The organism is Ruegeria sp. (assembly GCF_028066395.1).
GTDB lineage: Bacteria > Pseudomonadota > Alphaproteobacteria > Rhodobacterales > Rhodobacteraceae > Ruegeria.
Genome location: NZ_JALCBM010000098.1, coordinates 1 through 8088, shown reverse-complemented (window position 1 = coordinate 8088; position 8088 = coordinate 1). Strand labels below are relative to the sequence as shown.

Sequence of the window (8088 nt, the reverse complement as noted above, 5' to 3'; positions counted from 1 at the left end):
GCGCGGCAGTATTTCCTGCAGCACGTGAATCAGAACACGGTGTTCTTTCATTCGCTGGATGAGAAGCTGGGGTATCTGGTGTCCGAAGGATACTATGAAGAGGCCGTTCTGGACCAGTATTCCAAGAACTTCATGCGCAAGATCTGGGATGCGGCCTATGCCAAGAAGTTCCGGTTCCCGACCTTTCTGGGCGCGTTCAAATATTACACCTCGTACACACTGAAAACCCGCGACGGGCAGCGTTACTTGGAGCGCTACGAAGATCGCGTTGTCATGACCGCGCTAGCGCTGGCGCGCGGGGATGAGGCATTGGCCATGTCTTTTATGGAGGAAATCCTTGACGGTCGCTTCCAGCCGGCCACGCCCACCTTCCTGAACGCGGGCAAAGCCTCGCGCGGTGAACTGATCTCGTGCTTCCTGCTGCGGCTTGAGGACAACATGGAGAGCATCGGGCGCGGCATCAACTCGGCCCTGCAACTGTCCAAGCGTGGTGGCGGTGTAGCGCTGCTGCTCACCAACATCCGCGAACATGGCGCGCCGATCAAAGGCATCGAGAACCAGTCCTCGGGCGTGATACCGGTGATGAAACTGCTGGAGGACAGTTTTTCTTATGCAAACCAGCTTGGCGCGCGGCAAGGCGCCGGGGCGGTCTATCTGAATGCGCACCACCCGGATATCATGCGCTTTCTGGACACCAAGCGTGAAAACGCGGATGAGAAAATCCGCATCAAAACGCTGAGCCTTGGCGTGGTGATCCCTGACATCACTTTCGAGCTGGCGAAGAAGAACGCCGATATGTACCTGTTCTCGCCTCATGACGTGGAAAAGGTCTATGGCGTGCCATTCTCGGAAATCTCGGTGACCGAGAAGTATCACGAGATGGTCGATGACAAGCGCATCCGTAAATCCAAGGTCAATGCGCGCGAATTCTTTCAGACCATTGCCGAAATTCAGTTCGAATCCGGCTATCCTTATGTGATGTTCGAGGACACGGTGAACCGGATGAACCCCATCGCGGGGCGGATCAACATGTCGAACCTGTGTTCCGAGATTTTGCAGGTCAATGAGGCGTCCGAATTCAACGATGACCTCAGCTATTCCCATCTGGGCACGGATATCTCGTGCAACCTTGGCTCGCTGAACATTGCCAAGACCATGGATGGCGGCGATCTGGGCCGCACTGTCGGCGCCGCAATCCGGGCGCTGACGGCAGTGTCCGAGATGTCGGCGATTGACTCGGTGCCCTCGGTGCGTCGTGGCAATGATGAAAGCCACGCGATCGGTCTGGGTCAGATGAACCTGCACGGGTTCCTGGCACGGGAACATATCCATTACGGATCGCCAGAAGGCGTCGAATTCACATCCATGTACTTCGCGGCGGTGGCCTATCACGCAATCCGCACCTCTTGCGATTTGGCGCAAGAACGTGGGGTGTCGTTTAAAGGATTTGAGAAGTCAGATTACGCCTCGGGCACCTTCTTCGACAAATACACCACCCGTGACTGGCTGCCCGAAAGCGACAAGGTCAAGGCGCTGTTCGACGGCATGACCCTGCCCACACGCGACGACTGGGTGGCGCTGAAAGCCGACGTGATGAAACATGGGCTCTACAACCGCAACCTTCAGGCTGTGCCGCCGACCGGGTCGATCAGCTATATCAACAACTCGACCTCTTCGATCCACCCCATCGTGTCCAAGATCGAAATCCGCAAAGAGGGCAAGATCGGCCGCGTCTACTATCCGGCAGCCTTCATGGACAACGAAAACCTCGAATACTACCGCGATGCCTATGAGATCGGCCCCGAAGCGCTGATCGACACCTACGCAGCGGCGACCGAGCATGTGGATCAGGGCCTGTCGCTGACACTGTTCTTCCCGGCCGAGGCCACGACCCGAGACATCAACCGCGCGCAGATCTATGCGTGGAAGAAAGGCATCAAAACCATCTACTACGTGCGTCTGCGCCAGGAGGCCCTTGAAGGGACCGAGGTGCAGGGCTGCGTATCCTGCACGCTGTAAGGGGAAGAAAAATGAAAGACACGATCCAAACCAAGATCCCCCGCGCCATCAACTGGAACCGGCTGGAGGATGAAAAGGACCTTGAGGTCTGGAACCGCCTGACGGTGAATTTCTGGTTGCCTGAAAAGGTGCCGCTGTCCAACGACATCCAAAGCTGGGCCACCCTGACCGATCACGAAAAACAACTGACCATTCGCGTCTTCACCGGCCTGACCCTGCTGGACACGATCCAGAACACGGTTGGCGCACCTGCACTGATGCCGGATGCCGTGACACCCCATGAAGAGGCCGTTCTGACCAACATCGCCTTTATGGAAGCGGTGCATGCGCGCAGCTATTCCTCGATCTTCTCGACGCTGTGTTCGACCAAAGAGATCGACGGGGCGTTCCGCTGGTCCGAGGAAAACCAACATCTGCAGGCCAAGGCGCGGGCGATCCTCGAAACCTATGCACCCGGCAACGATCCGCTGAAACGCAAGATCGCGTCGGTGTTTCTGGAGAGCTTCCTGTTCTATTCCGGCTTCTACCTGCCGATGTACTGGTCCAGCCGCGCCAAGCTGACCAACACCGCCGATCTGATCCGTCTGATCATCCGCGATGAAGCCGTGCATGGCTACTACATCGGCTACAAGTTCCAGCGTGGCTATGAAAAGCTGTCCGAGGCCGAGCAGCAGGAGTTGAAGGACTACGCCTTTGGCCTGATGTTCGAGCTTTATGATATCGAAAACCACTACACCGAGGAACTCTATGACGAGATCGGCCTGACCGAGGACGTGAAGGTTTTTCTGCATTACAACGCCAACAAGGCGCTGCAAAACCTAGGCTTCGAGGCGTTGTTCCCACCCGAAGTGTCCGAGGTGAACCCGGCGATTCTGGCAGCCCTCAGCCCGGATAGTGAGAACCACGACTTCTTTTCGGGCTCGGGCTCGTCCTACGTCATCGGCAAGGCGGTTGCGACCGAAGATGAAGACTGGGATTTCTGAAGCAGACAGAGGAAGCGCATATCTTGCGCTTCCTCTTATGCGCTATACCTCAACCTCGACCTTGCCGATCGGGTTCGAGCAGCAGGCCAGAATGTAACCCGCCTCGATATCGTCCTCGGAAATACCGCCGTTGTGGACCATGTGAACCTCGCCAGCGGTCTTCCGGACCTTGCAGGTGCCGCAGACACCGAAGGTGCAGCCAGACGGGATATTCAACCCAACCGACCGCGCGGCGGCCAGAACCGTATCAGTCTCGGCCACCTTGGCGGTGACGCCCGAAGTCGCAAAATGAATCTCGGCGCTGCTGTCATCGTCCGGTACGATATCATCCAACTCGGGCTGGTCAGCCTCGGTTTCCACGGGCACGCCAAAGCTTTCCTGATGGTAGTTGTCCATGTCAAAACCAAGGCCAGCCAAAGCGTCGCGCACAGCTTGCATGAAAGGCTCAGGGCCGCAGCAATAGACCTCGCGATCTAGATAATCGGGTGCCATCAGGCCAAGCATCAACTGGTTAAACTGGCCCTGATATCCGGTCCATGGGCTGTATGGGTCCGGCTCTTCAACCACGAATTTCAGGTCCAACCCCGGGGTCCGGCTGGCCATATGTTCAAGGCGCTGACGAAAAATGATTTCGGACGGACGTTTGGCGCAGTTGATAAAGACGATATCCGGGTCATGCCCTTCGTCCCACATGCACGTCGTCATCGACATCATCGGCGTGATACCCGACCCGGCCGAGATGAACAGAAACTTGCGCGCCTTGGTGCCCACGTTGGAAAACAGCCCCGCAGGCCCGATCGCGCGCAAGCGCATGCCGGGCCTGAGGTTGTCCAGCATCCAGCGCGTGCCGATGCTGTCGGGCTGCGCCTTGGCGGTGATTGTGATGGATCGCGGCCGCGATGGCGACGAAGAGATTGTATAGGTGCGATGCACCACGCCACCCGGCTGCCCGGGCACCGGAATTTCCAGCGTCAGAAACTGCCCCGGATCATACGAGAAAAACGCACCCGAGGGCGCGCGAAAGGTGAAACTCGCGGTATTTGGCATCTCGGGGATGACCGAGGTGCATTCCAGCGTCTCGCTGTCCTGCCAGATAGCTGTTTCCCGCGCAGGGCTGAGGTCGTTCATCACACTTACTCCGCCGCGACGGCTTCGGGTGAAAGCCGTTTGGATAGGGTCGATGTGTACCATTCGACAAATTGCAACACTCCGGCCTCTTGAATTGGCGAATAGGGACCGGGAACGTAAGCCGGGCTATTGATGCCCTGTTGGTTATCCTCGACCACCTGTCGGTCTTCATCATTGGTGGCCACCCAAACCTCGGTAAGGCGTTTCAGGTCATAGTCGATGCCCTCGACCGCATCCTTGTTTACCAGCCATTTGGTGGTCACTTCGGTCTCGGTCGGGCTGACGGGGGTGACGCGGAAGACGATGGAATGATCGGGCAGGAAGTGGTTCCAGGTTGTCGGATAGTGGAATTTCAGCATCGAACCGGCATCCGCCATGGGCACCCGTCCCAGCCATTTGCGGACAGCGGTTTTACCGTCCATCGTGTAGCTTTCCGCGCCTTCTTTCAGAGGCATTCGCGCAACGCGGAACTGGCCGTCGTCATGCATGTAGAATCGCGCAGGCAGGCCACTCGCCTCGCAGCGTTGAAAATGGGTCACGAGATGCGCTGGGGTGACACCTTCCTCAATCCCGGTCACGGTCGGATCATCCGGGAAAGTACGGCACAGTGCCGGATGGTTGCCGCCGCAGTGATAGCATTCGCGGTTGTTTTCCCAAACCAGCTTCCAGTTGCCGTTTTCGATGATCGAGCTTTCAAAGGCGACCTTGGCATTGCCCAGATCATGCGGCTCAAGGTAAGGGCGCACGATATTGGCGAATGTGTCGAAATCCGGCGCGTCATCCGCCAGACAGATATAGACCAACCCAGCCAGTTCCCGGCAATGCACGGTCTTCAAACCATGCTGTTTGGGATCGAAATCCGGCCCCATGTCACGCGCCCACAGCAATGAACCGTCAAGCTCATAGGTCCACTGATGGTATGGGCAGACCAGCTTGGGCGCGTTGCCCTTGGCCGCCTTGCAAATGACCGAACCGCGATGACGGCAAGTGTTATGGAACGCCCTGATCTGGTTATCCGCGCCGCGTACGATGATCACACGGTAGGCGCCCACGTTATAAGTGACGTAATCGCCTGATTTCACCAACTCGCAGGCCGGAATCGCAAATAGCCAGTCACGGTAGTGGATGGTTTCAAGGTCGGTCTGAAAAATCCCGGGATCGGTGTAGAACGCCTGTTCCAGAGCATGGCCCGGGTTTCGATGCGCCAACAGGCTTTGAATATTGTTCACTTCTGGCTCTCCTGCCGCGCCCCGCGGCATTGCTTGGGCAGATGACAAGGAGGAACCGTTCGGAGGCGTGCAAGGATCACGTCCGAAACCCGTGCCCCCACCGCCACCCGCGGTTTGACATATCTGCAAGGCTGGTTTCCGGACTTGAAAGGGGCTTGCGCCCGGTTGCGACACCTTCCCGGGATCCTCGTCCCAGTGGCTGATTGTCGAACCTGACCTTCCTTACCGTTGCGGGGGCAGTGCCGGATTTACACCGGCTTCCCAATTCTCCGCTGGCTGAGAATCAATCAGCGGCACCTCACAATTGCAGGATAGTTTTGAACGGCGTTGGCGCTGAAATACTTGCGACAATTCCGGCTCCAAAACAGACACCGGCTGAAATGTTCGAACCAACAAACTCCTCGAAGACGCCGTTTTCCCGACAACCAGACAAGGAACGCGCCACCGATCAGCAAGAACAGGCAGCTTCGCTGTCTGATCTGCAAATCAGCCCTGATTTCCCAAAAGGGAAGCCGGATCAAACGAAACCCTTAGCGGGAGAATTAAAATGGGAAATTTGGGTCAGTTTGAGACGCAAAGGTCAAATTCAACTGATGTCCAAAGTTGGGGGTGCCTTCCGATGTCGAACGCTCACCCCGTTTCTGGTCCAACTATGACGGTTGGGTCAGGTTCGTGTGACGTTCAACAGGTGTCGGACGACACATAGTTTTGCCATTCAACGACAGCTAAGCCATTGATTTTGAGTCATTCGATTTTTCATGGACGCACGGGTTTTGCCATTTGCGACTCAAAGACTTTCCATCACGTTGGAGCAACCGAAAGAGTCTATTCCGGTTTTTGATCGCCCTCATCGGTGCAAATCGTATCTAAATCACTCAAAATTCCGGCCAGTTCTTCTCTGACAAGCCTTAGCCGTGCTATCGATATCGCTTCGCTCCGTCCTGCCAATTCGAGTACAACCGCGAAAACTGTGTCTGAATGCTTCATCAATGCGATCAGGTTTTCGCCTGTTGGTCCGTATGAGCCAGATATCCAGTTCTTAGCCGTTCGTTCACTTGCTCCAGTCCACCGCATCGTTGATTTTGTAGCTCGCCCTGCCCCACCCAGTTCTTGAGAAAGAGCGTCGCTGATCGCCTCCCTGTATTCTGACGCCGAAACGCGCTCGTCGCACTTTCGATGAAACGTGTTGCCCTTTTTATGAAACATGTTTCCGGACCTCTCCCTTTAGGATTGAGAAAGGAATCGCAGAGTTCCCGTACAGGTTTGCAAATTTGAGTGGTGGGAGCCGCAGCATTGAGTTGGCCGAAGAACAAGACAGACAGGGAAAACCGCCGGAACGCCGCACAGTACGTTCGCATGTCGACAGAGCATCAGCGCTACTCGACCAAAAACCAGGCCGACGCCATCCAGCGCTATGCCGATGAACGCGGCTACAGAATTATCCGAACCTATTCTGATGCAGGCAAAAGCGGATTGAGAATTCAAGGCCGTGCAGGCCTATCGCAATTGATCGACGACATCGAAACTGGCCAGACCGAATTCGGAACTGTTCTCGTTTACGATGTCAGCCGTTGGGGGCGCTTCCAGGACGCGGATGAAAGCGCCTACTACGAGTATATCTGCAAACGGGCGGGCATTTCGGTCGAATACTGCGCGGAACAGTTCGAGAATGATGGCAGCCCAATGTCCACCGTCGTCAAAGGTTTAAAGCGGGCAATGGCAGGCGAATATAGTCGCGAGCTATCGCAAAAGGTCTTTGCGGGGCAGCAGCGCCTGATCGAGTTGGGCTATCGACAAGGCGGCGCAGCCGGGTTCGGGTTGCGGCGGATGCTGATTGATGAAGCCGGACGTACCAAGGGCCTTCTTTCGCGAGGTGAACACAAGAGTATTCAGACCGACCGGGTAACACTTGTTCCGGGTCCCGCTGATGAAATCGCAATAGCGAACCAGATCTTCTTGAGGTTTGTGAACGACGGTTGGTCTGAAGCTGAGATTGCGTCAGACCTGAATCAGCGCGGAATTCGAACCGATCTGGATCGGGATTGGTCACCGGCGGTTGTGCGTCAAATTCTGACCAACGAAAAATACATCGGGAATAATCTCTGGAACCGCAATTCCTTCAAACTCAAGAAACGCCATGTTCGGAACGATCCGGAAAATTGGGTTCGCGCTGTTGGTGCCTTTGAAGCAATCGTTGACGCCAACCTGTTCGACGCTGCCGGAGCAATCATTGCAGCCCGCTCGCATGTGCTGTCCGACGAAGAAATGCTGGATCGGCTAAAGGAGGTTTTGGAGGAAAACGGCTACCTCTCGGGCTTTGTCATCAATGAAGCGCCAAAGCTTCCATCAAGCGGTGCCTACCAGAATAGATTTGGTAGCCTGTTGCGTGCTTATAGCCTCGTCGGCTTCAAGCCTGACAGAGATTACCGTTACATTGAGATCAACAGACGATTGCGCAGCCTGCATTCCGACATCGTCCGGGACATCATCGCCGGGGTCGAAGCCGTTGGCGGAGACGTCGTTCAAAGCCACAATGCAGATATTCTCATCATCAACGACGAGTTCACCGTTTCCATTGTCATCGCACGCTGCATGCAAACAGGCGCAGGCGCGTATCGCTGGAACATTCGACTGAACACCGGTCAGCTCCCCGACATGTCCATCGTCGTCAGGATGTGGTCTTCCCCCACTGAAGTGGTCCTCCGCTATGTTTAGTAAAACGGAGGAAA

Annotated in this window: 7 protein-coding genes and 1 riboswitch; of the genes, 4 read left to right on the top strand and 3 right to left on the bottom strand. The window is 56.0% G+C overall.

What is annotated here, in order from left to right; genetic code table 11:
• Both nrdE and nrdF read left to right on the top strand, forming a co-directional pair.
• Positions 1-2019: class 1b ribonucleoside-diphosphate reductase subunit alpha (nrdE, locus tag MPJ51_RS20400; protein WP_298390683.1), on the top strand; the 2019-nt coding region annotated here is incomplete at its 5' end.
• Positions 2020-2030: 11 nt separating this feature from the next.
• Complete coding sequence (nrdF, locus tag MPJ51_RS20395; protein WP_298390682.1) at positions 2031-3002, top strand: class 1b ribonucleoside-diphosphate reductase subunit beta; 972 nt, start codon at positions 2031-2033, stop codon at positions 3000-3002.
• Positions 3003-3044: 42 nt separating this feature from the next.
• On the opposite strand, the gene MPJ51_RS20390 is transcribed toward nrdF, so the two are convergent.
• Together MPJ51_RS20390 and MPJ51_RS20385 are read right to left on the bottom strand one after the other, a co-directional pair.
• Positions 3045-4130 (bottom strand): hybrid-cluster NAD(P)-dependent oxidoreductase, encoded by a 1086-nt coding sequence (locus MPJ51_RS20390; RefSeq protein WP_298390680.1) that lies wholly within the window; start codon positions 4128-4130, stop codon positions 3045-3047.
• A gap of 5 nt (positions 4131-4135) precedes the next feature.
• The gene (locus MPJ51_RS20385; protein WP_298390693.1) at positions 4136-5389 is read right to left on the bottom strand and encodes an aromatic ring-hydroxylating dioxygenase subunit alpha; all 1254 of its coding nucleotides are present in this window, start codon (positions 5387-5389) and stop codon (positions 4136-4138) included.
• Between the two features lie 81 nt (positions 5390-5470).
• A riboswitch (cobalamin riboswitch) is annotated at positions 5471-5675 on the bottom strand.
• 1 nt (position 5676) lies between these two features.
• On the opposite strand from MPJ51_RS20385, the gene MPJ51_RS20380 reads away from it, so the two are divergent.
• Positions 5677-6015 carry a hypothetical protein gene (locus tag MPJ51_RS20380; RefSeq protein ID WP_298390678.1) on the top strand — a complete coding sequence of 113 codons (339 nt, stop codon included), beginning with the start codon at positions 5677-5679 and terminating at the stop codon, positions 6013-6015.
• A gap of 169 nt (positions 6016-6184) precedes the next feature.
• On the opposite strand, the gene MPJ51_RS20375 is transcribed toward MPJ51_RS20380, so the two are convergent.
• Complete coding sequence (locus MPJ51_RS20375; protein WP_298390677.1) at positions 6185-6565, bottom strand: hypothetical protein; 381 nt, start codon at positions 6563-6565, stop codon at positions 6185-6187.
• An 87-nt stretch (positions 6566-6652) separates the two neighbouring features.
• Between MPJ51_RS20375 and MPJ51_RS20370 the strand changes: the two genes are divergently transcribed.
• Positions 6653-8074, top strand: coding sequence for a recombinase family protein (locus MPJ51_RS20370; protein WP_298390675.1), 1422 nt, complete (start codon positions 6653-6655; stop codon positions 8072-8074).
• The last annotated feature ends 14 nt before the right edge of the window (positions 8075-8088 follow it).